The organism is Streptomyces sp. NPDC048696 (assembly GCF_043198895.1).
GTDB lineage: Bacteria > Actinomycetota > Actinomycetes > Streptomycetales > Streptomycetaceae > Streptomyces.
This window is the reverse complement of sequence record NZ_JBICVJ010000007.1, coordinates 22,159-48,492: the sequence shown is the minus strand read 5'-3', so window position 1 is coordinate 48,492 and position 26,334 is coordinate 22,159. Positions and strand designations below refer to the sequence as shown.

The 26,334-nt window shown below is 69.5% G+C and carries 21 protein-coding genes and 1 tRNA gene; 8 read left to right on the top strand and 14 right to left on the bottom strand.

What is annotated here, in order from left to right:
• Positions 1-23: 23 nt before the first annotated feature.
• The 3 genes from lysA to ACGFRG_RS16475 form a co-directional block, all read right to left on the bottom strand.
• A complete protein-coding gene (gene lysA / locus ACGFRG_RS16485) occupies positions 24-1,424 on the bottom strand; it encodes a diaminopimelate decarboxylase (protein WP_361430434.1) in 1,401 nt (466 codons plus the stop codon).
• 16 nt (positions 1,425-1,440) lie between these two features.
• Positions 1,441-2,484 (bottom strand): ArgS-related anticodon-binding protein NrtL, encoded by a 1,044-nt coding sequence (gene nrtL, locus ACGFRG_RS16480; protein WP_393264502.1) that lies wholly within the window; start codon positions 2,482-2,484, stop codon positions 1,441-1,443.
• Positions 2,485-2,791: 307 nt separating this feature from the next.
• Entirely contained in the window at positions 2,792-3,238 is a 447-nt protein-coding gene (locus tag ACGFRG_RS16475) for a response regulator (protein ID WP_188275756.1), read from the bottom strand.
• A gap of 158 nt (positions 3,239-3,396) precedes the next feature.
• Between ACGFRG_RS16475 and ACGFRG_RS16470 the strand changes: the two genes are divergently transcribed.
• From ACGFRG_RS16470 to ACGFRG_RS16460, 3 genes are all read left to right on the top strand, one after another.
• Positions 3,397-3,468, top strand: a tRNA-Arg gene (locus ACGFRG_RS16470).
• 489 nt (positions 3,469-3,957) lie between these two features.
• Positions 3,958-4,452 (top strand): hypothetical protein, encoded by a 495-nt coding sequence (locus ACGFRG_RS16465; protein ID WP_393264500.1) that lies wholly within the window; start codon positions 3,958-3,960, stop codon positions 4,450-4,452.
• An 820-nt stretch (positions 4,453-5,272) separates the two neighbouring features.
• The gene (locus ACGFRG_RS16460; RefSeq protein WP_393264497.1) at positions 5,273-5,863 is read left to right on the top strand and encodes a hypothetical protein; all 591 of its coding nucleotides are present in this window, start codon (positions 5,273-5,275) and stop codon (positions 5,861-5,863) included.
• A gap of 450 nt (positions 5,864-6,313) precedes the next feature.
• Here ACGFRG_RS16460 and ACGFRG_RS16455 read toward each other — a convergent pair whose 3' ends face one another.
• The 10 genes from ACGFRG_RS16455 to ACGFRG_RS16410 all read right to left on the bottom strand — a co-directional run bounded on the left by ACGFRG_RS16455 (position 6,314) and on the right by ACGFRG_RS16410 (position 17,123).
• A complete protein-coding gene (locus tag ACGFRG_RS16455) occupies positions 6,314-9,418 on the bottom strand; it encodes an FG-GAP-like repeat-containing protein (RefSeq protein ID WP_393264495.1) in 3,105 nt (1,034 codons plus the stop codon).
• 244 nt (positions 9,419-9,662) lie between these two features.
• Positions 9,663-10,133 carry a nucleoside deaminase gene (locus ACGFRG_RS16450; protein ID WP_393264492.1) on the bottom strand — a complete coding sequence of 157 codons (471 nt, stop codon included), beginning with the start codon at positions 10,131-10,133 and terminating at the stop codon, positions 9,663-9,665.
• A gap of 56 nt (positions 10,134-10,189) precedes the next feature.
• Positions 10,190-11,041 carry a nuclease-related domain-containing protein gene (locus ACGFRG_RS16445; RefSeq protein ID WP_393264489.1) on the bottom strand — a complete coding sequence of 284 codons (852 nt, stop codon included), beginning with the start codon at positions 11,039-11,041 and terminating at the stop codon, positions 10,190-10,192.
• Positions 11,042-11,154: 113 nt separating this feature from the next.
• On the bottom strand, positions 11,155-11,229 hold the full coding sequence (locus ACGFRG_RS16440; protein WP_371657075.1) for a 50S ribosomal protein bL37: 75 nt from the start codon (positions 11,227-11,229) through the stop codon (positions 11,155-11,157).
• Between the two features lie 140 nt (positions 11,230-11,369).
• The gene (locus ACGFRG_RS16435) at positions 11,370-12,077 is read right to left on the bottom strand and encodes a response regulator transcription factor (protein ID WP_361431211.1); all 708 of its coding nucleotides are present in this window, start codon (positions 12,075-12,077) and stop codon (positions 11,370-11,372) included.
• Positions 12,078-12,155: 78 nt separating this feature from the next.
• Positions 12,156-12,839 (bottom strand): potassium-transporting ATPase subunit C, encoded by a 684-nt coding sequence (locus ACGFRG_RS16430; protein ID WP_361431173.1) that lies wholly within the window; start codon positions 12,837-12,839, stop codon positions 12,156-12,158.
• Between the two features lie 6 nt (positions 12,840-12,845).
• Positions 12,846-14,996 (bottom strand): potassium-transporting ATPase subunit KdpB, encoded by a 2,151-nt coding sequence (gene kdpB, locus ACGFRG_RS16425; protein WP_361431176.1) that lies wholly within the window; start codon positions 14,994-14,996, stop codon positions 12,846-12,848.
• A complete protein-coding gene (gene kdpA / locus ACGFRG_RS16420) occupies positions 14,993-16,657 on the bottom strand; it encodes a potassium-transporting ATPase subunit KdpA (RefSeq protein ID WP_393264485.1) in 1,665 nt (554 codons plus the stop codon). The genes kdpB (ACGFRG_RS16425) and kdpA overlap by 4 nt, the downstream gene beginning before the upstream one ends.
• Before the next feature lie 8 nt (positions 16,658-16,665).
• Entirely contained in the window at positions 16,666-16,755 is a 90-nt protein-coding gene (gene kdpF / locus ACGFRG_RS16415; RefSeq protein ID WP_361431180.1) for a K(+)-transporting ATPase subunit F, read from the bottom strand.
• On the bottom strand, positions 16,752-17,123 hold the full coding sequence (locus tag ACGFRG_RS16410) for a hypothetical protein (RefSeq protein ID WP_361431182.1): 372 nt from the start codon (positions 17,121-17,123) through the stop codon (positions 16,752-16,754). The genes kdpF and ACGFRG_RS16410 overlap by 4 nt, the downstream gene beginning before the upstream one ends.
• A gap of 155 nt (positions 17,124-17,278) precedes the next feature.
• Here ACGFRG_RS16410 and kdpB (ACGFRG_RS16405) point away from each other — a divergent pair, with 155 nt between their 5' ends.
• Positions 17,279-19,450 carry a potassium-transporting ATPase subunit KdpB gene (kdpB, locus tag ACGFRG_RS16405; protein WP_393264481.1) on the top strand — a complete coding sequence of 724 codons (2,172 nt, stop codon included), beginning with the start codon at positions 17,279-17,281 and terminating at the stop codon, positions 19,448-19,450.
• Positions 19,451-19,538: 88 nt separating this feature from the next.
• Here kdpB (ACGFRG_RS16405) and ACGFRG_RS16400 read toward each other — a convergent pair whose 3' ends face one another.
• A complete protein-coding gene (locus ACGFRG_RS16400; protein WP_393264478.1) occupies positions 19,539-20,975 on the bottom strand; it encodes a hypothetical protein in 1,437 nt (478 codons plus the stop codon).
• Between the two features lie 403 nt (positions 20,976-21,378).
• Here ACGFRG_RS16400 and ACGFRG_RS16395 point away from each other — a divergent pair, with 403 nt between their 5' ends.
• From ACGFRG_RS16395 to ACGFRG_RS16380, 4 genes are all read left to right on the top strand, one after another.
• The gene (locus ACGFRG_RS16395; protein ID WP_361431190.1) at positions 21,379-21,972 is read left to right on the top strand and encodes a hypothetical protein; all 594 of its coding nucleotides are present in this window, start codon (positions 21,379-21,381) and stop codon (positions 21,970-21,972) included.
• A gap of 136 nt (positions 21,973-22,108) precedes the next feature.
• A complete protein-coding gene (locus ACGFRG_RS16390) occupies positions 22,109-24,091 on the top strand; it encodes an APC family permease (protein WP_393264900.1) in 1,983 nt (660 codons plus the stop codon).
• A gap of 123 nt (positions 24,092-24,214) precedes the next feature.
• Positions 24,215-24,670, top strand: coding sequence for a carboxymuconolactone decarboxylase family protein (locus ACGFRG_RS16385; RefSeq protein WP_361431194.1), 456 nt, complete (start codon positions 24,215-24,217; stop codon positions 24,668-24,670).
• Between the two features lie 76 nt (positions 24,671-24,746).
• Positions 24,747-25,961, top strand: a complete 1,215-nt coding sequence (locus tag ACGFRG_RS16380; RefSeq protein WP_361431196.1) for an FAD-dependent oxidoreductase — start codon at positions 24,747-24,749, stop codon at positions 25,959-25,961.
• Positions 25,962-26,334 lie beyond the last annotated feature (373 nt).

Genomic DNA, 26,334 nt, shown 5'->3' with positions numbered 1-26,334 from the left:
GTCGGCCTTTCGGCCGACGGCTGTCACCCGACATCGAGCCGCAGGAGGTCTTCCTCGGTCTCGCGCCGGACGATCACCCGGGCCGCACCGTCGCGCACGGCGACGACGGGCGGGCGAAGGGCGTGGTTGTAGTTGCTGGCCATGGAGCGGCAGTACGCCCCGGTGGCGGGCACCGCGACGAGGTCGCCGGGGGCCAGGTCGGCGGGCAGGAACGCGTCCCGCACCACGATGTCCCCGCTCTCGCAGTGCTTGCCGACGACCCGTACCAGCATCGGTTCGGCGTCGGAGGTGCGCGAGACGAGCGCGACGGAGTACTCGGCGTCGTACAGGGCGGTCCGGATGTTGTCGGACATGCCCCCGTCCACGCTCACATACGTCCGCAGCCCCTCCAGCGGCTTGATCGTGCCGACCTCGTAGAGCGTGAAGGCGCTGGGCCCGACGATGGCGCGCCCCGGCTCGACGGAGATCCGCGGCGTACGCAGCCCGGCGGCCTCGCACTCGCGCGAGACGATCTCGTTGAGCGCCTTGGCGATCTCGTGCGGCTCGCGGGGGTCGTCGTCGGAGGTGTACGCGATGCCGAGCCCGCCACCGAGGTCGATCTCGGGCAGCTCGACCCCGTGCTCGTCCCGCACCTCGGCGAGGAGCTGGACAACGCGCCGGGCGGAGACTTCGAACCCGGCCATGTCGAAGATCTGCGACCCGATGTGCGAGTGGATCCCGATCAGCTCAAGACCATCCAGCTTCAGGGCGCGCCGCACGGCCTCGGCGGCCTGCCCCCCGGCCAGCGCGATCCCGAACTTCTGGTCCTCGTGGGCGGTGGCGATGAATTCATGGGTGTGCGCCTCGACGCCGACGGTCACACGGATCTGGACGCGCTGACGCTTGCCGAGGCTCTGGGCGATGTGGGCGACGCGAACGATTTCCTGGAACGAGTCGAGGACAATGCGCCCGACGCCGACTTCGACGGCCCGCGTGATTTCGTCCTCGGACTTGTTGTTGCCGTGGAAAGCGATGCGCTCGGCGGGCATTCCGGCCGAGAGAGCGGTGGCGAGTTCGGTGCCGGAGCAGACATCGAGGTTGAGCCCTTCTTCATGCAGCCACCGGACGATGGCCCGCGAAAGAAAAGCCTTACCGGCGTAGAACACATCGGCATCCTTGCCGAAGGCGTCGGCCCAGGCGCGGCAGCGGGCGCGGAAGTCGACTTCGTCGAGGAAGTAGGCCGGGGTGCCGAACTCCTCGGCGAGCGCGGTGACATCGAGGCCGCCGACGGTGGCGACACCGTCGGTGTTGCGACCGACGGTCTGCGACCAGACCTTCGGGTCAAGGGAGTTGAGGTCGGCGGGCGGCACTGTGCCTGCGATGGAGCGCCCCTCGGGAAGGACATCTGCGTGACGGGGCCCGGCGGGGTGTGCGGAACGGCTCATTGCTGTCTCTCAACTCTCACAGGTATTCGGGTACGCGGATGCCGAACAGGGACAGGCCACCGGCCAGCACCGCCCCGGCGGCTTCGGCGAGCGCGAGCCGGGCACGGTGGGCGGCCAAGGGTTTCTCGTCACCGAGAGGCAGCACACAGTGCTGAAAGTCGAGCAGGGCGTCGGCGACGCCTTCGAGGTGCCGGGCGACCCGGTCGGGGGCGCGGAGCTCGGCGGCGCGGAGGAGGGTGGGGGGGTGATCGGCCAGGTGGGTGAGGAGGTCGACGCCGGTTGCGGTGGGGCCGGGGTTCGCTGCGGGGCCGGGGGCGCCGGGGTTGGCTCCGAGGCCGAGGTCGCCGGGGGCGCTGGTGAAGCCGAGGGCGTGGGCGTTACGGGTGAGGGCGCGGGTACGGGTGTAGGCGTAGCGCACCCGGAAGTACGGGTTGCTGTCGCGCTGGGCGAGCAGCTCGGCGGCGGGGGCGGGCCGGTCGTGCGGAGCGGCGCGGAGGTAGGCCCACCGGGCGGCTTCGGGCCCGACGAGGTCGGGGAGGCCGCCCTGGTCCGGCAGGACGTGCGGCCGCTCGTTCCCGTACGAGCCGATCTCGGCGGTGGCCCCCTGTGAGCGCAGCAGCTCCACGGCGGCTGAGGTGACGGCGAGGGCGCGGGGCTCGTCCACGCGGGCGAAGGCGATGTGCTGCCCGGCGAGGGCGTCGCCGTGCCCGTACCGGGGTCCGAGCGCGAGGACCGTACGTACGAGTCGTACGTGCTCGTCCTGGGCGGACGCGGCGTCCAGGGTGAAGTTCAGGAACCCGGGTCCGCTGATATCGACGCGGGCGACCCCGGGCGCGTCGGCGAGCCGCCCGCGCAACGCCTCGGCCACGGCGCGGGGCGCGAGCCCGGAGGCGGCGGCCAGCTTGAGGGCGACGGGACTGGCGTAGTCCCCGACCCCACCGGGCCGCGGCCGCTCCACCTTGACGTCCCGCCCGGCGGGCACGTCCACACACAGCACACCCTCGTCGACGGCGCTGCGCACGGCACGCACGACGGTAAGGGAGAGCTCGGCGGGGGTCACGGGACAAGCGTATGGGAGAGGGGGGGTGGGTCGGCCAACCGGTTTCGCGATGTGAGCGGGCCCTCCGGGGGGGGCGGGGGGGGAGGTGTGTGCGGCGGGGACGGGGCGGAGCCGCGCCGCCAACGAGCTCACCGACACCGAGGCCGCGACCCGCCAATCCGAGCCACCGGGACGCAGGCTCAAGCGCCACTCACCTCAGAAAGCAGGGCGCACACGCTGCCAAGGGGACAGGTCTCATCCCCATCGCCAAGGGGACGGCTCTCATCCCCATGTCATCCGTCATCGGTCATCGGTCATCGGTCATCCGTCATCCCCGGGAGGTGCCGGCCGCGCGCCCGGCTCGGCCGGGCTGCCTGTTGCCGTCGGGAGACGGCGGAGCCTCCCGATGCATCAGCTGTCGTACGACCTTGACCAGCTCGGCCGGCTCGAAGGGCTTGGCCAGGAACGCGTCGACGCCGGCCGCGAGCCCGGTCTCGACCTCGTACTGCGTACACGCACTGACGATCGCGAGCGGCAGCCGACTCGTACGCGGATCCGACCGCAGCCGCGCGGCCGTACGCAGCCCGTCGAGCCGTGGCATCACGACGTCCAGAGTGATCACATCAGGACAGACCCGATGCACCACTTCCAGACACTCGGCACCATCGGCCGCGGTCACGACCTCGAAGCCCTCCAGCTCAAGGTTGACCCTGATCAGCTGCCGGATGACCTTGTTGTCGTCGACAACAAGCACCCGGCCGGACACGCCTGACACATCTTGAGGTTAGGTCCGCGACCGTCGCCGCGTCCGGGTTTTCCCCACTTCCGCCCCCTGCGGGGGACCCCGCCCCCGCCGACCACCCGAAATACCTGTTCACAGCGACCCCGCAGGAGCTGGTAGGGTTCTACCCGTCGCCGCCAAGCGCGGTGAACGCCCCCGTAGCTCAGGGGATAGAGCAACGGCCTCCGGAGCCGTGTGCGCAGGTTCGAATCCTGCCGGGGGCACCTTGCAGAAGGTGCCTAAAGACCCCGCCACCAGCCACTTTGCTGGGTGCGGGGTCTTCTTGCGTGCGCAGGCGGGTGCCGCCGGAAGCGACTGATTGCCAGTGATCACGTAATGACGACGCACCGACCTTGGACGCCTTCCCCCAGGTCTGCACGCCCGCCCACCACCGCGGCGGCTCGCGCGCTGAAGGATCTCCAACGAGAGTTGTGAGACCGGGAGACGGCCGGGCTCGCACTCGCTATAACGCCTCTATGCCGCGAAGACCCCGGCGCCCGGCAAGCCGAAGCCGCTACCAGTCCCGGCCGAGCGCAAGGCCGTCACCTCTGTGTGGACGGCCGACCACCAAGGGCACGCCGTGCCGACTCCGAGCGACGCAAACCGGAGGGTGCCGCCACCACGCCACGCCAGCGGAAAGGGAGCGGGCTGCCGAACTGCACCGCGAGCGACGCGACGTGCTGGCACGGCAGGACGCGCAGCTTGTCCGAAGAGTGAAGATCGTCGCCATGGGGGCGCTCAGCCTCATCGTCGCCATGATCGCTTGGAGCACATGGCGGGCGTGGCAGCACGATGCGGCCGAGGCAGCCTGCAAATCTCCCCGGAGCCAGCGCGCGGCAGCGGTGAAAGAAGCCGACCTGGAGAAAATTCCAGTCATCGGGGACCCGATCTCGTCTCCCTGGCCCAACAACGCATACATTCCGGAATCCAACGCTACGGACAGGTGGATTCTGATTGCATACAACCAGCGTCGAAAGTATCTGGGTGAAGCATCGAGAGTCGTCCTCCAGTATCAGTCCTGCTTCGACTGGTCAGATCGTTCCGTAGCCCAACAGGTGCTGAACACTCCAGAAACCGTGACATCCGTCGACATGCCAAGCCCGGCGCAGTGTGCCGATGGTTGGCCATCGGGCTCCATCGGAAAGCGAGGAGCTTGCTCTCACCACGGCGGCGTAATCTATGACCTTTACGCCGTTCTGCACTTCTAAGCGGCACACTACATACGGAACTTGGGGACCGGGTTTGAATTACCGGCCCCCAAGTCATGAAATCTTGAGGCCGTGATCGACGGGAGCCCGTTGCCGGATGACTGCCCGGCGCCGGTGCTTGAGCGGAGTGACAGCGCTCCCTGGCTGCCGCCCGCGGTGCCCCTGGTACTGGCAGACCCAGCTGACGGCAGTTGAAGACTGGCCACATGTAGACGCACTCTTGCTTCCCCTTCGCACGGTGCACACGCGACGTGTTGTACCGACTCGCGCGCGCATGGAGCTTTCACATCGCTGGCTCTGCGCCCTACCCAGTAATGGCACCGCGCCGCACGCTGGGTGCTGGCCGAGTCTTCGGGCGAACTACCGGGGGGGGGCGAGCGGTGGGAGAGTGGAAGCAGGGCACGTGCGGCTGGCCGACGGCGGCTGGGAGGCGTTGCCAGAACAAAACGATGAAGGGCACGTCACGGTGCTACCGCCACCAAGGTGACTGGACGAAGCGCGGCCAGGCCGAGCTGAAGAAGAGGGCGAGCAAGCGTCGCAAGAAGTAGGGCACAGGCACGGGTGAGTGTCTATTGCGTGACAACGCCGACGGACAACGACGGACGAGCGCGGACGTCTGTGGACCGACCGCGCAGGTGACAGGAACACCAGCCCAAGGCAGCGGCCCCACCCAAATTGGTTCGGGACGAAGCAGTCGGCCGGTCAAGGCTCGGGGCTCACGATGACGAGCCAGCTCGTCCAGAAAGCACCCACGGCAAGACACCCGACGCTGGCATGCTGGCAGATCCGAGTATCGGACCGCAGCCCCAGGGGGGACAGCGTGATCGTGAACCGGCGTATCAGCAGGGAACAGCCCGATGAGCACGACGAGTTAGAACAGCACCTCACGCAGAAGCTCAACGTCCCACTCGACTGGCCCGAAGACAGCGACCTCACTGCCAGCCACGTCGCCGCAATCGCCGCTGCCGCAACCTGCGACACCGCGTACAACCAAGCTGCTAACGGTCACTTGATCGACCTGTTTGCGGCGCTCCCGTTGCCAGGAACCGAAGACGGGCGAAGCTTCTGGAAGCGCATGCGTGATGCCGGCGGCCGCGGAGCCATGGATATCGATCCTGCCAATATGGGCGGCCCCTTTTTCGACCACATCCACAATGGCAACGAGAGCGGCATCGCCTCCCGCGTTCTGAGCTTCTTGGAAGGACTGGAACCATCTCAGCGCACCGCTGTGGCCGAGGTCATCGGCTCAGCCCTGGATCGCCGCACCATCGGTGTCGGTGGCAGCTACGGGGGCGAGCTGTGGCTACGAGACGCAGAGATGAGCGCATGGCGCGTGGCTCTGGCCAGTCGACGGGAGTTCGAAACGGCGCAGGATCGCGAGCGATTTTTCGAAGCGTGGCGCCGCGCCTGACGATCTGGCACACCTCGATTGCAGTACAGCAGAGAAGTACCGCAACGACAGAGATCACCCACGCTGCGGCCGATGACGTGGTCGGCCCCAGCCGCACCAGCCCTGCACCCGACAGCTCCAAGTCGGCCTGCTGACAAGCCTCTTGAAGCACGGTCCCGACCGTCTCCGCTGTGAACTCCGCCGCGCCACCCTGGGTGCTGCCGTCGCCCGAGATCATGCACTCGACGACAGGGGCGTACGAGCCGGTGCGCATCGGAGCACTCTGCCCCCGTACGGGCGGACGGCCGACCGCCGATGGCGTGCGGTGGCAACTCCGAGCCGCAGAAAGCGGATCCTGCCGCCGCCACGGCACCGCAGCGGAGAGAGTGCGGTGCCGGGAGCGGGGCATCGGCCCCGCTCCCGGCACGGCGATGCAGCGTCACGCATCGCGGTAACAGCTTCTTGCCGGACTTAGAAGAGGTCCTTGTACATCTGCCAGCCTCCACCGATCTTCGCGCGGCCCGCCAGGTTGCCCCTGCCGTCGCCGGCGTAGGACCACAGGACGCCGGACGTGTCGCGGGCGAGCAGGTCGGGCTTGCCGTCGTGGTTGAGATCGCCGGCGCCGACGAGCGCGTTGTAGATCTGCCATCCGCCGCCCACCTTGGTACGGGTGGCGAGCGTGCCGTTGCCCGTGCCCGGGTACAGCCACAGCACCCCCGCGGCATCGCGGGCGAGGAGATCCGACTTGCCGTCCCCGTCGAGGTCTCCGGCTCCGGCCAGGAGGTAACCCTTCCAGCCGGTGCCGATCCGTACACGGGGCTTGAAGTTGCCCGCGCCGTCGTTCTCGTACAGGTAGAGGTCGCCGGTGGACGCCTGGCGCGCTACGAGATCCGGGCGGCCGTCACCCGTCATGTCTCCCGGCGACGTCAGCGCGTCGAACATGTTCCAGCCGCCACCGATCCTCGTGTACGGCGTGGAAGGGGCCAGTGCCGTCCCGCAGGCGGGCTCGTGGACGCGCAGCTCTCCGCTGCTCAGCCGTACGAGCACGTCGTTGCAGCCGTCCCCGTTCACGTCTCCGAACGGAACCGCTGCGGTGACCGTGCCGGTGCCCGTCCAGCCGCTCGCCGAGACCTTTGCGTCCATCCCTCCCCGGCCGGTGCCCGCGCGGAAGTCGGCGACTCCGCCAGGCGTGAACGCCAGCAGGTCGCCGACACCGTCCGGGCCGCTCGGGCCGACGTGGTCACGGGCGACCGGCAGGCCGCCCGTCAGGGTGACCGTGCCGCTCCGGCTGAGCACACTCCCCTGCCCGTCGGCGGGACGCGCGGTCAGACTCCAGGTGTAGGCACCCTTGGGGAGCAGCTGCCCGGCCGAATCCTTGCCGTCCCAGGCCGACTTGAGGAGCCCTCGCGCTTCGCCGCCGTCGAACGTACGGACCGTTGCGCCCGAGGACGCGTTCCTCAGCACCAGCTGCCAAGAGGAAGCCGGTTTCGAGAGCCACCAACGGGCCTTCCATTCACCGGACTTGCCATTGGCGGACGCCGGCGTGTCCGCGTCGATCACGTCGAGGTCGGAGGTCTTCACACCGGAGGGGACGAGGTGGACGTCGCCGTCCTTGTCGGCGTAGGCGACCGGCCCGCCGAAGCGGTCCACTGTCCAGCCCTTGTCCTTGTCCTGCAGGACGGGGCGGCCGACAGCACGGGTGCCGGTTGCCCCTCGGAAGTCGGTGACGTTCAGGACACCGTCCTTCTCCCAGGCCACATACCCGTCACCGAGCATGGCGCTCCGGTGCTCGGGCAGCCGGATGGACCGCTCGGCTGCCAGGTCGTACACGCCCGATGCGGACGGAACCGACAGGCCGGCCGCATCACAGGCCCAGTAGACGAAGCCCGCGTTGGCCTGCACACGCGTGATGCCGCAGTCCGCCACCCGCGGCCTGCTGACGACCTTGCCGGTACGGACGTCCACGGCGTACAGGGCACCGGGGCGGTTGTCCTCGTCCTCGACCCACAGAGTGGAGCCGGCCATCCCATACGAAGGCAGTTCCTTGGACCCCGGGCTGGTGTACACCGGCCTTCCGGTATCCAGATCGATCACCTGGATGTGATGCGCGTACCTGTCGTCGGCCGAGCCTCTGAAGGCCACGGCTTCATAGCGCCCGGACGCGTGGGACCTGTCGAGCTGAGGAAAGGCCTCGGGCGGGAGGGAAACCTTCCCACCGGGCAGCGACGCACCGTCGGCGAGCACGTGCAGGTCGCGGTCTTCGTACGAGTCGTACACCACTCGGCCGTCACCCGTGGCCTGGAGAGCCGGGCACAACTCTCCGGTGCAGCCCTCGGAGAAGACGTGGTCACCGGAACCTCGGTCGATGCGCGGCCCGGCCTTCAGCGGGCCTGCGACCGATATGTCGCTCCGGCGGAGCCGCAAGTGTCTCCACGGCACCTGGTCGACCGTGGCCAACTGGCCCTGGGCCATGGACATGCCCTCGATCAGCGTACGAACCTTGGGAGCGTCCGCGACCTTGTCGACCGTGAACGCGCCGTCAGCGCCCGGCCGCACCGCGTACACCGACCGCGCCGACTCCTCGCCTGCCTCACCGGCCCGTGCGACCAGCAGCGTCCCATCGGCTTTGAAGACCGGGCGCGCGGCCGCCTTGTCGATCACCAGGCGCTCCGGACCACCACCCAGCGGGACCGCGACGATGCGACGATTGGGAGCAGTGTCCAGCCGGGCGTCACCCGGATTGTTGCGGGCGACCAGAAGATCGTTCCCCACGACCCCGATCAGATCCGACTGCTCGTCGTAAGGGATGGTGATCTTGAAGTCGCTGACGGGCGCGGAGAAGTCGGCGGTATTCCACACCCGTACGAGGCCGCTCGGCCACCACTGGACGTAGCGATCCCCACTGAAGGTGCTGCGCGATACGCCCCGCACATTTGCCGGGCGGGCCTGACCGGAACGGTCGATCCACACGGCACTTGGCTGACCACCACTCGGCTCATAGAAGGCGAGCGCTCCGCTCTTGCCGCTCTGAGTATGGCCGTGCAGCAGTTCCGCGCCCTCGGGCAGCCCGGAAACCACACGGTCGACGACGTCTCCGTTCTCCCAGAACAACAGGTGAATCCGGCTCGTCCGGTCCTGGAGGCGCTCGCTGGTCACCACCACGTCGTCGAAGTAACCCTCCAAGGACTGCCCGTCGTGGAGGCCGATGGTCCGTTCCGAGCCGTCCTTCATGTTGCGCTGGACGACGAAACGCTGAACGTCGTTGGCGAACGCGACCACGTCCGTGCCCGTGCCGTGAGCCTCCACCCGCATCCCGCTGGGAACGGCGAGCCATCGAGTGGAACCGTCGAGGTACGAAGTCCAGTTGTACCCCTGTCCGGGCACGCCCCAGAGATAGCCCGTCTCGCCCGCACCCACCAGGTCGGCCGCGTCGGGATCCGTCTGCTGCTCGGCTGGGATGACAACCTCACCGGGCATCTCCGCCGCGCTCGCAGGCGATCCGCTCAGCGGCACGATTCCCGCGGTGAACCCCAGCACCGCCGCGACCGCGCTCCGCACGAGCGTGTGACGTCTCAAGATGGTCCCTCCCGCAAGCCTCACGAAGGCATGGAAGGACACGGCGGCAGGGAATACGCATACCGCCGTCGGACGAAGTGAACAGGCCCCCCGGCCGTAACCCCCCACGCAAGTGGGGCGACTCTAACAGCAGGCTCACAGGTTCCCCATGGTGGCACCACCCCTGACCTGGCTATCTGTGGCCGGGGAGCCTTTCGCCCCCGCCCGCTGCCAGCCACAAGTACGCGCACCCGGGCCGGACCAGCTATCCACCCGGCGACGGCTCCCCGATGTCCTCGCCCCACAGCCCCGGCCGAGCCGCGATGAACTCCCGCATCAACTCCCGGCATTCCGCGTCATCGACGACCACGAGCTCCACCCCGTGCTCCGCCAGCCACTCCTCCCCACCCCGGAACGTCCGCGCCTCGCCGATGACCACCCGGGAGATGCCGAACTGGCGGACCAGGCCGCTGCAGTACCAGCACGGGGCCAGGGTCGTCACCATCGTCGTGCCGCGGTACGTGGGCTGGCGGCCCGCGGCGCGGAACGCCGCCGTCTCCGCGTGGGTGGACGGGTCGTCGTCCTGGACTCGGCGGTTGTGGCCCCGGCCGAGGAGTGTGCCGGTCGCGTCGAAGAGGGCCGCTCCGATGGGGATGCCGCCCTCGGCTCGGCCCGCCCGGGCCTCTTCCAGGGCGATGGCGAGCAACGCGCGCGCCGCTTCCAGGTCCACGTCCATGCGGACATTGTGGGCCCGCACGACAGCGACAAACGACTACGGCAACGGATGCGTCCTCACGCCTCCCTCCACACACTCCCCCGCCGCGCGATCTCGTACAGCCGCTCCACCTGCTCCCCGCTGAACACCCCGTTCGTCGGAGCCAGGGCCGCCAGGTCGCGTTCGCGGTAGACGCGTACGTCGAGTTGGGTGACCGCCCGGTCCAGGCGGCGTACGCCGACGAAGACCAGGACCGGGGTCACCGGGACGTCGAAGTCGCAGTAGCCCTCCAGGACCCGCCGCACGCGCCGCGCCTCGGAGCGGCTTTTGCGGACGTACGGGTGGGGTCTGCCGTGGTCGACCTTGACGACGTCGTCGCCGACCCAGACCGTTCTGCCCTCGTGGTGCTTGGTGTTGATGCTGAACGCGCCGCCCGGGCCGAGGAGCAGGTGGTCTATGTCGACTCCTCGCGGCAGGGCGATGGAGTGCAGGACTCGCCAGCCCGACGCCACCGCCCGTAATCGGCGCAGCTCACGCCCTACGCGCTGCTCGCCCGCCAGGCCCTTGCGCCAGGAGTCCCACGGGGAGTCGCGGCGCAGCAGGCGGTCGGCGGCCCGGCGCAGCGGGCCCGGGCCCTCCGCCGCGAGCTTGGCGCGCAGTGCCGCGCCGGGGCGGTTCAGGGCCAGGTCGTGGGCCGCGTCCAGCGCGGGCAGCGGGCGGGGCGCCGGACGCGGCGGGGGTCTGTCCGCCGGGAGCGCGGCCACGTACCCGGCCAGCGCCTCGTTCGCGGCGACGCGGTACTCCGGGCGCACCACCGTGACCCGGCCCGTCGCCCGGTCGAGGTACGCCACCGCCGTACCGTCGCGCAGGTTCACATACAGCCGGTCGTGGCCGTACCGCTGCCATGCCGTAATCCGCAGATCGCCCACCTGAGCCCCCAGCCCCGGCCCCCGACGACAAAAACCCCGGCTGATGCCATCACCATGGCAGCAGCCGGGGCCGGAGCCCGCAAGACGTCCGCGGTGCTCCTGGGGCACGGGTTTCAGGTGTTCGGGCGCTTTCCGTGGTTGGCGCTCTTCTTCTTCCGCGCGCGGCGCTTGTTGCCTCGTTTCGACATGGATCGCCATCTCCCTAATCGGACCACTCGGGACCACTCGGGACCACTCGGGACCACTCAGGACCCCTCATGGGACTAACGGGGACATATCGTCGCCGTCAGTCTATGAGCGGTCCTCCCGCCCCGCATCGCGGCGGCCCTCACGCCTCGAAGCGGTACCCCATTCCCGGTGCCGTCACCAGATACCTCGGATGCGACGGATCCGCTTCCAGTTTCCGTCTCAACTGGGCCATGTACACCCGCAGATAGTTGCTCTGCGTCCGGTACGTCGGGCCCCAGACCTCCTGGAGCAGCTGCCGCTGGGTGACCAGGCGGCCCCGGTTGCGGATCAGGACCTCCAGGAGGTGCCATTCCGTGGGGGTGAGGCGGATGGCGGCGCCGTCACGCGTCGCCTTCTTCGCCGGCAGGTCGAGCGTGAACCCCCCGGCCCGCACCACCCCCGGCTCCACACCCTGCCCCACGGCCGGCTCCGCCCCGCCCCTCGGCCCGTCCGTACGGCGGGTAGCCGCGCGCAGCCGGGCGAGCAGCTCGTTCATGCTGAACGGCTTGGTGATGTAGTCGTCCGCGCCCGCGTCCAGCGCCTCGACCTTCTCGTCGGAGGTGTTACGGGCCGAGACCACCAGGATCGGGGCCCGTGACCAGCGGCGGAGCGTCCGCATGACCTGGATGCCGTCCATGTCCGGCAGGCCCAGGTCGAGCAGGACCGCGTCCGGCGGGTGCTGGGCCGCCAGGCTCAGCGCGGTCGCGCCGTCCCCCGCCGCGTCGACGTCGTACTTCCGCGCTCGGAGGTTGATCTCCAGGGCCCGTACGAGCTGTGGTTCGTCCTCCACCACCAGCACCCGGGTCATCGGTACGCCGCCTTTCCGCCACTCGCGCTCCATGTCCGCACCCGCACCCGTAACCCCGCCGCGCTCACACCGTCACCGTCACTTCGCGACCAGGGACTTCAGCGCGATGTTCAACTTGAGGACGTTGACCCGGGGTTCGCCGATGAAACCGAGGATCCGGCCGGTGGTGTTGTCCGCGACCAGCTTCTCGACCTGCTTGACGTCGAGGTGGTTGACCTCGGCGACGCGGTGGATCTGGAGCTTGGCGTAGGTGGGGGAGATGTCGGGGTCCAGGCCCGAGCCGGAGGAGGTGACCGCTTCGGCGGGGACGTCGGACGGGTTCACCTTGTACGTGGCCGTCGAGTTGTCCTTGACCACGGCGGCCTTGGCGTCCTTGACCTGCTGGATCAGCTTTTCGTTGTCGCCGGAGAGGTTGGTGGCACCGGAGACCAGCAGGTCGTACTGGGTGTTGAGGCCGTTGGCCTTGTTGGAGCCGAGACCGGCGGAGGGCCGGGGCTGGAACCAGTGCAGGTCGGGGCGGGCGGCCTCGTTGGCGTCGTCCGGGTTCTTCTTCGGGAGGTTGTAGCTCTGGCCGATCAGCGTGGAGCCGACCACCTTGCCCTGGGACTTGATCTCGGAGCCGTTGGCCTTGTTGCCGAACGCGGCCTGGGCGATGCCGGTCACGGCGAGCGGGTAGATGACGCCGCAGATCACGGTGAGGACCAGCAGGGCCCGCAGGCCCGCGCCGAGCAGGCGGGCGGTGTTTGCGACAGAGTTGTTCATGGCAGGTCAGCCGATTCCGGGGATGAGGGAGATGAGCAGGTCGATGATCTTGATGCCGATGAACGGGGCGATCAATCCGCCCAGGCCGTAGATGCCGAGGTTGCGCCGCAGCATCTTGTCGGCGCTGGTCGGCTTGTACTGCACGCCCTTGAGGGCGAGCGGGACGAGCGCGATGATGATCAGCGCGTTGAAGATGACCGCCGAGAGGATCGCGGACTTGGGGCTGGACAGGGCCATGATGTTGAGCTTGTCCAGGCCGGGGTAGACCACCGCGAACATCGCCGGGATGATCGCGAAGTACTTCGCGACGTCGTTGGCGATCGAGAACGTGGTCAGCGCGCCCCGGGTGATCAGGAGCTGCTTGCCGATCTCGACGATCTCGATGAGCTTGGTCGGGTTGGAGTCGAGGTCGACCATGTTGCCGGCCTCCTTCGCGGCCGACGTGCCCGTGTTCATCGCGACACCGACATCCGCCTGAGCCAGCGCGGGTGCGTCGTTGGTGCCGTCACCGGTCATCGCGACCAGCTTGCCGCCCGCCTGCTCCCGCTTGATCAGCGCCATCTTGTCCTCGGGGGTGGCCTCGGCGAGGAAGTCGTCGACGCCCGCCTCCTCGGCGATGGCCTTCGCGGTCAGCGGGTTGTCACCCGTGATCATGACCGTCTTGATGCCCATCCGGCGCAGCTCGTCGAACCGCTCCCGCATCCCCTCCTTCACCACATCCTTGAGGTGGATGACCCCCAGGACCCGGGCGCCGTCGGCGTCCTCGGCGGCGACGAGCAGCGGGGTGCCGCCCGCCTGCGAGATGGTGTCGGTCAGCTGCTGCGCCTCGGCCGAGACCTCGCCGCCGCGCTCCTTGACCCAGGCCACCACCGAACCGGTCGCGCCCTTGCGGACCTTGCGTCCGTCGACGTCCACGCCCGACATGCGGGTCTGGGCGGTGAAGGCGATCCACTCGGCGTCCACGAGTTCGCCCTGGTGGCGCTCGCGCAGCCCGTACGTCTCCTTCGCCAGGACGACGATGGAGCGGCCCTCGGGGGTCTCGTCGGCGAGCGAGGAGAGCTGGGCGGCGTCCGCGAGCTCGGCGGCCGTCGTGCCGCGTACGGGGACGAACTCGGATGCCTGGCGGTTGCCGAGCGTGATGGTGCCGGTCTTGTCGAGGAGCAGCGTCGAGACGTCGCCCGCCGCCTCGACCGCGCGGCCCGACATCGCGAGGACATTCCTCTGGACGAGCCGGTCCATGCCCGCGATGCCGATCGCCGAGAGCAGCGCGCCGATCGTGGTCGGGATCAGGCAGACCAGCAGGGCCGCGAGGACGATCATGGACTGCTCGGCGTTCGCGTACTTCGCGAACGGCTGGAGCGTGACCACCGCCAGCAGGAAGACGATCGTCAGCGACGCCAGCAGGATGTTGAGAGCGATCTCATTGGGGGTCTTCTGCCGGGCCGCGCCCTCGACCAGGCTGATCATCCGGTCGATGAACGTCTCGCCCGGCTTCGTCGTGATCTTGATGACGACCCGGTCGGACAGCACCTTCGTCCCGCCGGTCACCGCCGAACGGTCACCGCCCGACTCCCGGATCACCGGAGCCGATTCACCGGTGATGGCCGACTCGTCGACGCTCGCGACACCCTCGACGACGTCACCGTCGCCGGGAATGATGTCACCCGCTTCACAGACGACCAGGTCGCCGATCTTCAGCTCGGTGCCGGGGACCTGCTCCTCGCTCTTGCCGTCCGCGGACAGCCGTCGCGCCACGGTGTCGGTCTTGGCCTTGCGCAGGGTGTCGGCCTGCGCCTTGCCCCGGCCCTCCGCGACCGCCTCCGCGAGGTTCGCGAAGATCGTGGTCAGCCACAGCCAGGCAGCGATCGCCCAGCCGAACCAGTCACCCGGGTGCTTGATCGCGAGGACCGTGGTCAGTACGGAACCGATCTCGACCACGAACATCACCGGAGACTTGACCATCGTCTTCGGGTTGAGCTTCCTGATCGCGTCCGGGAACGACTTGACCAGCTGCTTCGGGTCGAACAGGCCGCCGCCGACCTTCCCCTGGTCCTTGTGACCGCTGGGGACGTCGCTGTGCGGGGCGCGGGTTGGGGTGGCAGTGGACATCTCGTCCTCAGACTTCGGGTTCTCAGACTTCTTGGTGTCGGTCGTCATGACGCCAGCCCCTCGGCCAGCGGGCCCAGCGCGAGCGCCGGGAAGTAGGTCAGACCGGTGACGATCAGGATCGTGCCGACCAGGAGGCCCGTGAACAGCGGCTTCTCGGTACGCAGGGTGCCCGCGGTCTCCGGGATCGGCTTCTGCTCGGCGAGCGAACCCGCCAGCGCCAGGACGAACACCATCGGCAGGAACCGGCCCAGCAGCATCGCCAGACCGATCGAGGTGTTGAACCACGGCGTGTTCGCGTTCAGACCCGCGAACGCCGAGCCGTTGTTGTTGGCACCCGAGGTGTACGCGTACAGGACCTCGGAGAAGCCGTGCGCGCCCGAGTTGGCCAGCGAGTCCCGCGTCGACGGCATCGCCATCGCGATCGCCGTGAACGTCAGCACCAGCGCCGGGGTGATCAGGATGTAGCAGGCCGCGAACTTGATCTCACGGGTGCCGATCTTCTTGCCCAGGTATTCCGGCGTACGCCCCACCATCAGGCCCGCGATGAACACCGCGATGATCGCCATGATCAGCATGCCGTACAGACCCGAACCCGTACCGCCCGGCGCGATCTCACCCAACTGCATACCCAGCAGCTGGATACCACCACCGAACCCCGTGAACGAGGAATGGAACGAGTTCACCGCACCCGTCGACGTCAGCGTCGTCGCCACCGAGAAGATGGACGAGCCGCCGATACCGAAGCGGGTCTCCTTGCCCTCCATCGCCCCGCCCGCCACATCGAACGCCGGGCCGTGGTGGGCGAATTCGGTCCACATCATCAGGGCCGTGAAACCGACCCAGATCGTGACCATCGTCGCCAGGATCGCGTAGCCCTGCCTGACACTGCCGACCATCTTGCCGAACGTGCGGGTCAGCGCGAGCGGGATCACCAGGATCAGGAAGATCTCGAACAGGTTCGAGACACCGTTGGGATTCTCGAACGGGTGAGCGGAGTTGGCGTTGAAGTAACCGCCGCCGTTCGTGCCCAGCTCCTTGATGGCCTCCTGCGAGGCGACCGCCCCGCCGTTCCACTGCTGCGAGCCGCCCATGAACTGCCCGACCTCATGAATGCCGGAGAAGTTCTGGATCGCCCCGCACGCCACCAGCACGAGCGCGCCGAGCACCGAGATCGGCAGCAGGACGCGGACCGTGCCGCGCACCAGGTCGGACCAGAAGTTGCCCAGCTCACCCGTACGGGAACGCGCGAAACCACGCACCAGGGCAACCGCGACCGCGATGCCCACCGACGCGGACACGAAGTTCTGCACCGCCAGGCCGCCCGTCTGCACGACATGGCCCATCGACTGCTCACCCGAGTACGACTGCCAGTTCGTGTTCGACACGAACGACGCCGCCGTGTTGAACGCCTGGTCCGCCGGGATCGACACGAACCCCAGCGAGCCCGGCAGATGCCCCTGCACACGCTGCAGCAGATACAGGAACAGGACACTGACCGCAGAGAACGCGAGCACCCCGCGCAGATACGCGGCCCAGCGCATCTCGGTGTTCGGGTTCGCACCGACCGCCTTGTAGATCCACTTCTCGACCCGCAGATGCCTGTCGGAGGAGTAGACCCGGGCCATGTAGTCGCCCAGCGGACGATAGGACAGACCCAGCGCGACCGCGAGCGCGGCGAACTGGAGCACACCGGAAAGAACGGGAGACATAGCGGCGCTCAGAACCTCTCCGGCTTGACGAGGGCGAGGACGAGGTAACCCAGCAGGGCGACCGCCACGATCAGACCGACAACGTTCTCGGCAGTCACAGCTTCGCCACCCCCTTGGCAATGAACGCCACCAACGCGAAAACCGCGATCGTGGTGACGACGAAGGCCACGTCGGCCATCGCAAGCTCCCTGAAACTGGAAGAGGCCCGAAAACGAGCCGTGAAACGAGCGGACCTGTAGAGCAAACCTCTCCGCACGGCCCCCGCACGTTCCGTTGACGGCCCCCATACGGCCACCCCTGCGTCCTTGACGCCTTTCATACGCGGATCCCGGCCAATCCCGGGCGGCCACCCGGATTCGACCGCTGCCAAGCCGTCACGGGGCAGCCGGAAATTCCTTCCGGGCGAGCCGTACGAAGGCCGCCAGAACGCCATTAGGAGGCCGTCAAAACGCCCTTCGTGGCTCATGCATGGATCTACCTTCCGGTAGTACGCGGCAGCGCCTCCCCGCCCCGCGTCCCACCCGGCCGGGTCGGCGCCGGGGCCCAGGCGCCGACCCGGCTCCCGTGCGGCCCCGACCATCGCCGCCCCGGAACATCTCCCGCCCCCGAAGGGCTTTCTCGATGTCTCCCGCCGCTCCCCAGCAGGCCCCGCCCGCCCCGGCCCCGACCGGTCCCCCGCCCCGAGGTCCGCAGGCCCCCCGGCCGGGGCGTCGGGCCGGTCGCCGCCCCGGAGGCCTGTTCGAACCCGTACAGCTGCTGAAGGCGTTTCCCGACGCCCTGCGCAAGCTGCATCCGCGCGCCCTGGTGCGTACGCCCGTGCTCTTCGTGGTCGCCATCGGGGCCGCGCTGACCACGCTCTCCGCGCTCGTCCACCCGTCCGTCTTCACCTGGGTGATCGGCGTCTGGCTCTGGCTGACCGTGATCTTCGCGAACCTCGCGGAGGCCGTCGCCGAAGGGCGCGGGAAGGCCCAGGCCGAGTCGCTGCGGCGGGCCCGGACGGACACGGTGGCGCTGCGGCTGCGCGACAACTGGCGGGTCGGCACCGACCTGCGGCACGCCCGCACCGAGGCGGTGGCGGCCACCGACCTCAAGCCGTTCGACTTCGTGCTGGTCGAGGCGGGCGAGCTGATCCCGGCGGACGGAGACGTGGTGGACGGCGTCGCGGCGGTCGACGAGTCGGCCGTCACCGGCGAGTCCGCGCCCGTGATCCGGGAGTCGGGCGGCGACCGCTCGGGCGTCACCGGCGGCACGACCGTCCTGTCCGACCGGATCGTGGTCCGGGTCACCTCGCGGCCCGGACACAGCTTCCTCGACCGGATGATCGCCCTGGTGGAGGGCGCGTCCCGGCAGAAGACGCCGAACGAGATCGCCCTGAACATCCTGCTCGCCGCGCTCACCATCGTCTTCGTGCTGGTGGTGGTCGCGGTGCAGCCGATGGCCGAGTACGCGCAGGCCGCGCAGTCCACGACCGTCCTGGTGGCGCTCCTGGTGACGCTGATCCCGACGACGATCGGCGCACTGCTCTCGGCGATCGGCATCGCGGGCATGGACCGGCTGGTGCAGAGGAACGTCCTCGCGATGTCCGGGCGGGCCGTCGAGGCCGCCGGTGACGTCAACACCCTGCTGCTCGACAAGACCGGCACCATCACCCTCGGCAACCGCGAGGCCGCCGCCTTCCTGCCGCTGCCGGGCATCGAGGAGGCACACCTCGCGGACGCCGCCCAGCTCGCCTCGCTCGCCGACGAGACCCCCGAGGGCCGCTCGGTCGTCGTCCTCGCCAAGGAGCGGTACGGGCTGCGCGAGCCGGCCGAGGGGGAGCTCCAGGGCGCCCGGTTCGTGGAGTTCAGCGCCCAGACCCGGATGAGCGGGGTCGACCTGCGCTGGGACAACGGCGCCGTCTCGCACATCCGCAAGGGCGCCGCCGCCCAGGTCATCGACTGGGTGCAGATGTACGGGGGCCAAGTACCCATCGAGGCACGACGGTTCGCGGACGCCGTGTCCACCTCGGGCGGCACACCCCTCCTCGTCGGCATCCACGACTGGAACGGGCCCCGCGTCCTCGGTGTCGTCCACCTCAAGGACGTGGTCAAGGACGGCATCGCCGAGCGGTTCGCGGAACTGCGCCGCATGGGCATCCGTACCGTGATGATCACCGGCGACAACCCCCTGACCGCCAAGGCCATCGCGGAAGAGGCGGGCCTGGACGACTACTTGGCCGAGGCCACCCCCGAGGACAAACTCGCCCTCATCAAGCGGGAGCAGGCGGGCGGCAAGCTGGTCGCGATGACCGGCGACGGCACCAACGACGCACCCGCGCTGGCCCAGGCGGATGTCGGTGTCGCGATGAACACGGGCACGTCGGCCGCGAAGGAAGCCGGCAACATGGTCGACCTCGACTCCAACCCGACCAAGCTCATCGAGATCGTCGAGATCGGCAAGCAACTCCTCATCACCCGGGGGGCGTTGACCACGTTCTCCATCACCAACGACGTGGCCAAGTACTTCGCGATCATCCCGGCGATGTTCGCCTCCGCCTATCCGGGGCTCGACCACCTCAACGTGATGGGCCTGCACAGCCCGACCTCGGCCATCACCTCGGCGATCATCTTCAACGCCCTGATCATCGTCGCGCTGATCCCGCTCGCCCTGCGGGGCGTGCGCTACACCCCCGCCTCCGCGCACGACCTGCTCCGCCGCAACCTCGCGGTCTACGGCCTCGGCGGGCTCGTCCTGCCGTTCGTCGGGATCAAGCTGATCGACCTGCTGGTGTCGATGGTTCCGGGGCTCGGCTGAGCCCGTATGCCCCGCGCCACGGCGACCTGAACGCCGTGGCGGGGGCGGCCGCGCGCCACAGCGGCCGGCCGCCCCGCCCGTCAGCCCCTCAGCGGTACTCCGCCAGCCGCGGCCGCAACCCGCACGCCACCAGTCCCACCATCAGCACCAGCCCGGCCCCGGCCGTCGGGGCCAGGTCGGCGAGCGCGGTGCGGCCCGAGGCGATCGCCCGGGCGTGGTGGCGGCTGTTGATCGCCGTGACCTCGTCCAGCGCCTGCATCCACGCGCCGAAGTGCGCGTTGGAGGTGTCCGGGGCCCAGCCGACGCAGAACTCGGTGGCCTCCCGGATCTTGTTCCGGGCGACCAGGCCGCGGAACTCGCGGTCGTCCCTCTGGTAGACCACGAACGCGTCGACCGTCTTCTCGGCGGCCTCCCGCTCCCCCGGGAACGTGAGGTTGTCGAGCTCGCGGCGGTACTCGCCGGTGAACTTCTTGTCCGTGCTGTCGTTGCGGTACGCGGCCCAGGTCACCTCCAGCTGCGTCCCGTACGCGTCCACGTCGTCCCCGGCCACCCCGTACAGCCTCCGCGACTTCTCCAGGAAGCCCGTGGCGTACTCCGTACGGTGGTCGGGGTCCAGGAGGTAGCGGCTCTCGTCCGCGTTGAGGTCGTAGCCGAGGGCCTTGGAGCGGGACAGCGCGACCACCGAGTCGAAGGAGTCGTGGCGGGCCACCGTCAGCTGGTGGGAGGTGGTGGTCAGCAACTGTGCCCCGCTGGCGACCGCGACCAGCGCGCACAGCGTCGCCGCGAGCAGGCCCGGGTTGAGGACCCGCCCGAAACGGCGGGCGAGCTGGATCTGCAGCCAGACCAGGGCGGCCACCAGCAGCCCGCCCAGGACGATCTCGGCGGCCAGCTGGATGTTCACATCGGAGTGCGCCGCACGGTAGTCCGCCTGGTAGACCGTGTCGTTGGCGTCCACGAGCCGACCCGCGCCGGGCAGCATCACATGGGCGAGGAGGTCGGTCGCGGACCGGTAGTCGGCGCGGGCCGCGTCCTTGCCGCCGGGGTGCCCGTCGTTCTCCAGCGCCCGCCCGACGAACTCCTGGTAGTGCGCGAACTCGTCGGTGAGCGCGACCACCGCGTCCTCGGTCCCCTTGTCCCCCTCGGAGGCCGCCCCGAGCGTGCGCAACGAGCGGCTGATGGTCTCCTGGGCGCTCGTGTACCGGCCTCTCGCCTCGGTGTACGACCGGTCGAGGCGGCCCTTTCCGGTGCCCGAATCGCCGCTGGACAGCAGGATGTTGGCGGTCTGGGCGTCCAGGTCGTTGAGCGCCAGGTCGAGTTCGGTCGCGGCGACGGTGCGGGGCGCGTTGCGGTGCTCGATGGCGTCCCAGGTGCCCGACGCGCCGGTGGCGGCGACCACCAGCAGGATCAGCAGTCCGGCCCCGAGCAGCGCGCAGCCCGTTCCCATGAACCGCAGCCGGCCCGGCGTCGTGGACCACTGGCGCCCGGCCGCCGCCCGCAGTTCGCGGGCCAGCCGGGCGACGACCACTGAAGGCCGTCGCCACGGCTGCCCCTTGCGCGGCCCCCCTCCGGGCCGCGCCGGCGGGATCCCCCCGTGACGAACGGCCGGCGCGGGGAGGTTCCCTGCTGTCACCGGGGCCCCCGCCCCCTGGCTCTGCTCGGCGGTGATACTCACGCGCCCCTCCCACCTCGCCACGGGCCGCTCGTACGATCCCGTGCGAACACCAGCATCAGGTCAACCGTTCGAGCCGCAGACCGTGTTGACGGTCTCCTGACGCCGCGAGGCTCCGTCTTGACGGCATCTTGACAAGGCGTCACATGCGCCGGATGTCAGGGGCTCCGTATGACCACCGTCAAGACTTACCGGCCGCCCATCAACACTTCGTCAACGCGCGACGACAGACCCGGCCCGAGCCCTAGCGTCACGGAACATGAGAGCCATGAGAGCCATGGGACGGCGCAGATCCCCGTGGGCGTCCGCCGCCACGGCGGCGACCGCCACGACGCGTGACTCGCGGCCATCCGCACCCCTCGCGTACGACCTCGGATGGGCCGGTGAGGCGCGCACGGCGGGTGGGTGCGCGGCGGTGGTGCTCGGCCTGCTCCTGCTCATCGACACGAGTGCGGGCACCCTGACCGCCCCGCGCGCCGCGCTGTGGCTGGGACTTGCCGCGCTGCTGCTCGCGGTGCTGTGGCCGGCCCGGGTGTCGGCCGGCCCGGGTCTGCTGGTCTCGCGCACGCTGACCCGCACCCGCGCGGTGCGCACCGACCGGCTGGTGTCGGTGCGCTGGTCGGACGGGGTCGCCCAGCGGCTGCTGCTGCGCGACGCCGACGGCAACCGGGCCGAGATCGACCCCCAGGTGCTGGTCCACAACCCGCCGCTGTGGCGCTTCGTGGACGAGGGCGCCCGTACGAGCGTGGCGCGCGGCATGCTCTGCTGCGGCGAGACGGCGCTGCGCCAGGTCTCGGCCCGGATCGACGGCGAGACGGCCCGCGCTGTGTTCAAGGTCTCCGGCCTCGGCTAGCCGGTTTGTCATGGTTCGTCCACCCGCGTCATCGATCCTGACGGATTCTTAACACTCAAGCCCACGTGGCCGTTCATACGCTCGCCGCGTGCTGAACGTGACTGGTGTCCTCAAGCGTCTCGTGATCGGCCGGGCGATGCGCAGCGAGGAGCTGGGCGAGACCCTGCTGACCAAGCGGCTCGCCCTGCCGATCTTCGCCTCCGACCCGCTGTCCTCGGTGGCGTACGCGACCCAGGAGATCCTGCTCGTCCTGACCCTGGGCGGGCTGGCCTATCTCCACTTCACGCCGTGGATCGCGGCGGCGGTCGTCGCCCTGATGGCGGTCGTGGTGCTCTCGTACCGCCAGGTCGTGCACGCGTATCCGAGCGGCGGCGGTTCGTACGAGGTGGTGTCGCGCAACCTCGGCCCCTCGGCCGGTCTGGTGGTGGCCGCGTCCCTGCTCGTCGACTACGTGATGACGGTGGCCGTCTCCGTCGCCTCGGGCGTCGACAACATCATCTCGGCGGTGCCCGGGCTCAACCCGTACCGCGTGCTGCTCGCGCTCGCGTTCGTGGCGATCCTGACCGCGATGAACCTGCGCGGGGTGCGCGAGTCGGGCCGCGCCTTCGCCGCCCCGACCTACCTCTTCATCGGCGGCGTGATCATCATGGTCGCGACCGGTCTGATCCGGTACGTGCTGGGGGACGCGCCGGTCGCCGAGTCCGCCGCGTACGGCATCCACGCCGAGCCCGGCGACCAGCACCTCGCCGGGATGGCGCTGGTCATGCTGGTGCTGCGCGCCTTCTCCAGCGGCTGTACCGCGCTGACGGGCGTGGAGGCGATATCCAACGGCGTGCCCGCCTTCCGCAAGCCCAAGGCGAAGAACGCGGCGTCCACCATGGCCGCCATGGGCATCATCGCCGTCGTGATGTTCGTCGGCGTCACGGCCCTCGCGATCGTGGCGAAGGTCCACATCACCGAGGACTCCTGCCAGTTGACCGGCATCGACGGCAGCTGCGACACCTTCACCCAGAAGACCGTCATCGCCCAGCTCGCCTCGTCCGTCTTCGGCGGCGACCACAGCATCGGCTTCTACTTCCTCCAGACGGTCACCGCGCTGGTGCTGATCCTCGCCGCGAACACCGCCTTCAACGGCTTCCCGCTGCTCTCCTCGATCCTGGCCCAGCACCGCTATCTGCCCCGCCAGCTGCACAACCGGGGCGACCGGCTCGCCTTCTCCAACGGCATCCTGGCGCTCGCCGTCGTCGCGGGCGCGCTCCTGTGGGCGTACAAGGCGGACGTCACCGGCCTCATCCACCTCTACATCCTCGGCGTGTTCACCTCCTTCACGCTCTCCCAGCTCGGCATGGTCCGGCACTGGAACCGCGCCCTGCGCACCGAACCCGACCCCGCCGAACGCCGCCGCCACCAGTCGGCGCGGGTGGTCAACGCGCTGGGCGCGGTCGTCACCGGCCTGGTCCTGGTGATCGTCCTGATCACCAAGTTCACCCAGGGCGCCTGGCTAGCGGTGGTCGCGGCGCTCGCGCTGTGGGTGATGATGCGGGGCATCCGGCGCCACTACGACGCCACCTCCGCCGAGCTCGCGGTCGAGGACCCGCGCGAGCAACTGGTGCCACCGTCAAGGGTGTTGGCCGTGGTCCTGGTCTCCACCGTCCACAAGCCGACGCTGCGCGCCCTGGCGTACGCGCGCGCCTTCAAGCCGGACCGCCTCGAAGCGCTCACGGTCGCCGTCGACAAGCCCGCCACCGACGACCTCCAGCGCCGCTGGCAGGAGCTCGACGTCAGCGTGCCCCTGAAGGTGCTCGCCTCGCCGTACCGCGAGATCACCCGGCCGGTCGTCGAATACGTACGCTCGATGCGGCGGGACAGTCCGCGCGATGTGGTCGCGGTCTTCATCCCCGAGTACGTGGTGGGCCACTGGTGGGAGAACCTGCTGCACAACCAGTCGGCCCTGTGGCTCAAGAGCCGCCTCCTCTTCACCCCCGGGGTGATGGTCACCAGCGTCCCCTGGCAACTGACCTCGGCGGCCCGAGCAGACCACCCGTCCCGGAGGGCTCCGGGTTCGGTGAGACGCGGGGAGCCGGACGGAGCCGGCGCCGTGGGAGGTCCCAGGAGCTGAGCGGGCTCGCGGCAGTCCGCCGCGAGCCCGGCGGAGCGTCCGTCACACTTTCCTGTCCGGTTCCGTCACCACCATGACAGTGGAACCAAGGCCACGACGCGAGTGGCAGCCAGGAGAACCGTCATGGAAGCAAGGATGCCGAGCCCGGCGACCGTCGTCCCGGGGGCGATGGAAGCCATTCGCGAGCTGACGAAGGCCACGCACAGCGCCGGAGTACCCGCCACCACCATGCATCTCGTGCATCTGCGGGCCAGCCAGATCAACGCGTGCAGCGCCTGCGTGGACTCCGGCACCCGGTACGCGATGAAGGGCGGCGAGAGCGCGGAGCGCCTGCTCGCGGTGGCCGCCTGGCGCGAGATGCCGTACTTCACCGACGCCGAGCGGGCCGCGCTCGCCCTCACCGAGTCGATGACCCGCCTCAACGACCGTACCGAGCCGGTCCCCGACGACGTATGGGCCGAGGCCGTCCGGCACTACGAGGAGCAGCCGCTCGCGGCCCTCGTCCTGTGGATCGCTGTCAGCAACTTCTACAACCGCCTCAACGCCGCCACCCGGCAGCAGGGCGGCCAGACGTGGTGACCCGCCGCGCAGCCAACTTCACTGCTCCACAAGGCAATTGACGACCCGTTCGATCAGCTCGCCGAGGTGGCACGACATGGCAACCGAGACAACCACCTGCTGCGTAGTCGGCGGTGGACCGGCCGGCACGATGCTGGGGCTGCTGCTGGCCCGGGCCGGCATCGAAGTGACCGTCCTGGAGAAGCACCGGGACTTCCTGCGGGACTTCCGCGGCGACACGATCCACCCCTCCACCCTGGACGTGATGGCCGAACTCGGCCTGGTGGACCGGTTCCTGGCGCTCCCGCACCGCACCACGCCGGGGATCAACATGGTCACCGACACCCGTGACGTACTCGTCGCCGACCAGCGGCTGCTGTCCGGCGCGTATCCGTACATCGCGTTCGTCCCGCAGTGGGACTTCCTCAGCCTGCTCGCCGAGGAGGCCGCCACGTACCCCCACTTCCACCTGAAGATGGGCGCGGAGGTGCACGGGCTGATCCGCGAGGGCGACCGGGCGGCGGGCGTGCGCTACCGGGACGCCGACGGCGAGCACGAGCTCAGGGCGGTGCTCACGGTGGCCGCCGACGGCCGCGACTCGGCGCTGCGGGCCCCGGCCGGGCTGGTCCCGCGGGGGTTCGGGGCGCCGATGGACGACCTGTGGTTCCGCATCCCGCGCGAGGAGAGCGATCCGCCGGACACCTTCATCCGCCTCGGCGCCGAGGGTCTGCTCATCGGCATCTGCCGGGAGGACTACTGGCAGTTCGCCTATGTCATCCCCAAGGGCATGTACGCGCAGCTGAAGGCGGAGGGCATCGACGCGCTGCGGGCGAGCGTGCGGGCGCTGCTGCCGTGGATGGGCGACCGGCCGGACAAGATCGAGTTCTCGGACGCCCGGATGCTGGAGGTCCGGGTGGAGCGGCTGCGGCGCTGGTACCGGCCGGGGCTGCTGTTCATCGGGGACGCCGCGCACGCGATGTCGCCGGTCGGCGGGTTCGGCATCAACGTCGCCGTGCAGGACGCGGTGGCCACCGCCAATCTGCTGGCCGAACCGCTGCGGCTGGGCACGTTGAGCACCGCGCACCTGGCGGCCGTGCAGAAGCGCCGGCTGCCGCCGACGGTCGCCATCCAGCGGATGCAGATCCTGCTGCAGAACCAGCTCATCGCGCCGACGCTCGACGGGACGCGCGAGTCGCGGCCGCCGAGGGTGATCGCGGTCGCGGACCGGGTGCGGCCGGTGGGCAAACTGATCGCCCGGATGATCGGGTACGGGCCGCGCCCCGAGCACGTACGGACCCCCGCGCGGGGCTGACACCGGTGCGGGTCGCAGGGCGGGAGCGGGCGCCGAGAGCGCTTGCTCCCGCCCTGCGTCGTATCCACCGGTACATCTCGGCCGCTACGCCCCGCGCATATCGTGAAATCTCAGCGACGACACCCGGAGAATTCGGCCACTCATGGCAACCGCGTGTCTTTCTTCTCCACACGTATCTCCCCACGTATCTCCACGGCCTTCTCCACAGCCGTGAACTCCCGGCAATTTCGTTGACGGGACAACGACCGCTCTGCGCAAGTGTCCAACTGCGGAATTCCCGCGCTCGCACGCTGCCGTGTCGGCCGACGGCATTAGCCGCCGGAGTGCCGCTAGAGCCGCGTATGACGGACAAGTTGAGCGCTGCTTGACCCGC

Coding starts and splice junctions, on each gene's coding strand:
- lysA (WP_361430434.1), bottom strand. CDS start 1,424: ATGAGCCGTTCCGCACACCCCGCCGGGCCCCGTCACGCAGATGTCCTT.
- ACGFRG_RS16450 (WP_393264492.1), bottom strand. CDS start 10,133: ATGGACGTGGACCTGGAAGCGGCGCGCGCGTTGCTCGCCATCGCCCTG.
- ACGFRG_RS16435 (WP_361431211.1), bottom strand. CDS start 12,077: ATGACCCGGGTGCTGGTGGTGGAGGACGAACCACAGCTCGTACGGGCC.
- ACGFRG_RS16430 (WP_361431173.1), bottom strand. CDS start 12,839: ATGAACAACTCTGTCGCAAACACCGCCCGCCTGCTCGGCGCGGGCCTG.
- kdpB (WP_361431176.1), bottom strand. CDS start 14,996: ATGACGACCGACACCAAGAAGTCTGAGAACCCGAAGTCTGAGGACGAG.
- kdpA (WP_393264485.1), bottom strand. CDS start 16,657: ATGTCTCCCGTTCTTTCCGGTGTGCTCCAGTTCGCCGCGCTCGCGGTC.
- ACGFRG_RS16410 (WP_361431182.1), bottom strand. CDS start 17,123: ATGAGCCACGAAGGGCGTTTTGACGGCCTCCTAATGGCGTTCTGGCGG.
- kdpB (WP_393264481.1), top strand. CDS start 17,279: ATGTCTCCCGCCGCTCCCCAGCAGGCCCCGCCCGCCCCGGCCCCGACC.
- ACGFRG_RS16395 (WP_361431190.1), top strand. CDS start 21,379: ATGAGAGCCATGAGAGCCATGGGACGGCGCAGATCCCCGTGGGCGTCC.
- ACGFRG_RS16390 (WP_393264900.1), top strand. CDS start 22,109: ATGCGCAGCGAGGAGCTGGGCGAGACCCTGCTGACCAAGCGGCTCGCC.
- ACGFRG_RS16385 (WP_361431194.1), top strand. CDS start 24,215: ATGGAAGCAAGGATGCCGAGCCCGGCGACCGTCGTCCCGGGGGCGATG.
- ACGFRG_RS16380 (WP_361431196.1), top strand. CDS start 24,747: ATGGCAACCGAGACAACCACCTGCTGCGTAGTCGGCGGTGGACCGGCC.